Below are 1,876 nucleotides of genomic sequence, written 5' to 3'. Positions count from 1 at the left end.
GGTACGGATCATGGCCTCGTCCACGGAAGCAGATCATGCCCGAGCTAAACGATCATCCAAATGAGACGCGCCCTAAGCCGAGTACACCCACTTGGAGACCGCCGGGTTGCCAGGTAGATCCGTAAGATCGACGCCTGCCCACCGAGCTTCGGAGATCTCCCCACGCCGACACGGTGCGGTTGCACCTGCGGCCAGGGCTGGGGCGCAAGAAGCTCACCAAGCTGACGGTCTCTGACTGCGACTTGTTGTGGAAGGCGAAGCGGGACCAGGGCTACAGCGCGAATGGTGTGCGGATCATGCGCACCGTGCTGTAGGCGTTGTCGAACTTCGCCACCCCGTCCGCGCCTGGGCGGACCAGGCCGTGGACCGTCGGCCCGTACGGCGGCGACGTCACTACCAGGGCGACCTGGCCGGCAAGGGCGGCGGGAACGAGGGACAGGATGCGGGTTGCGTCGCCGCGCATCACCGCCGCCCTGCCGGTCGCTCCTTGGCCCTGGGCGTGGGTGATGTTGGCGTCGGCGATGTCGGACCAGCGGGATTCGTACTCCACGCCGATGGCGTCGCGGCCGGCGTGGACGGCCTCGACGAGGGTGGTGCCGATGCCGCACATCGGGTCGAGGACCAGGTCCCCGGGGTTGGTGTAGGCGGCGACGGCGTGGGGGGCGATCGCCGGCAGCATCCGGGCCGGATGCTTTACCGACTCGGGCACGTACCGGCCTCGACGCTGCACCGGCCCGGTGCTCTGGGCGGTCGCCCACGCCGACAGACCCTCTGGCCCGGTCGAGGCCGAGTGGCGTCCGTCATACTCCAGGTGGCGATCCTCGTGGGCGCGGTGCATGCCGCCGGCGCCCTCCGGCCGGACCGGCTCGTCCGGTCCGTGGTTGGTGGGGTGCTCAGCCACGGCGGTCACCGCCCTCGCGGTCCCGCCGCCGCTGCGACGGAGTGGCCGGTGGGGGGCTGAAGACCAGCAGGTCGGCGTGGACGCGGTGATGCGTGAGCGTCCACTGCTGCCCGGCCGCTCTTGGCGAGGGCGAGGAGTTCTTCGTCGGTGACGTGGTAGACGAAGGTGTCGGCGTCGCTGTCGGCGGTGACCGCGACGATGTGCTGTAGGTAGCCCAGCCCGACGTTCGCCGCCGCGGCGGCGAGAGGGCTGAAGTCCTCCGGCGTCGCGGTGGTGCCGGCGGGGACCGCGACGATGAGCACGAGGCAACCGCCGGGGCGCAGCAGCCGGGCGCAGGCGGCCAGCAGGCACGCCAGGCGTACACGGTTCGTGGCGTCGTTGGCGTCGAGGGGCCAGGAGGCGACCAGTAGGCCGGCCGCCTGCGGCGAGCCAGCGGGGTCGGCCGGGTCGGTGAGGTCGTCACCGAACCAGGCGCTCACCTCCGGCACGTCATCGTACTGCTGCTGCTCGTCGGACGGGTTGGGCTCGGCAGGTTCGCTGGCCGGGCCGATGAGGAGGTTGGGTCCGTCGGTGAACCAGCCGGGGTGGTGCCGGCGCCGCCCGGCGAGGCAGGCGGTGGACAGGACGTGGTCGTCGGTGCAGTCGACGACAGTGTCGCCGGGCCGGCTGTAGGCGGACACGAGGCGGTAGGCCAAGCGGGCGCCGACGGTGCGGCCTGCGTCGGCGGAGGTTCGGGCGGTGCGCCACACGGTGATCGGCACCGGCGGGTCGCCGGCCACAAGATCGGTCAGGGTCGGGTCGGCGCCGGAGCGGTCCGGGTCGACGGGGCGGGCGGGGGCCTGGTGCTGCGGCGTGTGCTCGCTCAGGTGGTGCCGGCTCCGCGCCGCGCGGGCAGTGCGCTGACACCCTGACCCGAAAATCGGTGAAGGAGTGGGCAGGTGGCAGCACCCGGCGGAGCGTCAGCGGAGCCGGGTG

At 72.1% G+C, this 1,876-nt stretch carries 2 pseudogenes; both read right to left on the bottom strand.

Annotated elements, in window-relative coordinates:
• Window positions 1-307: 307 nt before the first annotated feature.
• Window positions 308-910: pseudogene (locus ACVCAH_RS37790) on the bottom strand (TRM11 family SAM-dependent methyltransferase); the annotation flags it as partial.
• A pseudogene (locus tag ACVCAH_RS37785) lies at window positions 894-1,767 on the bottom strand (hypothetical protein). The pseudogenes ACVCAH_RS37785 and ACVCAH_RS37790, both read right to left, overlap by 17 nt.
• Window positions 1,768-1,876 lie beyond the last annotated feature (109 nt).

The organism is Micromonospora sp. LZ34 (assembly GCF_052981855.1).
Note: the sequence above shows the minus strand (reverse complement) of the source record. Positions and strands in the feature narration are given on the sequence as shown.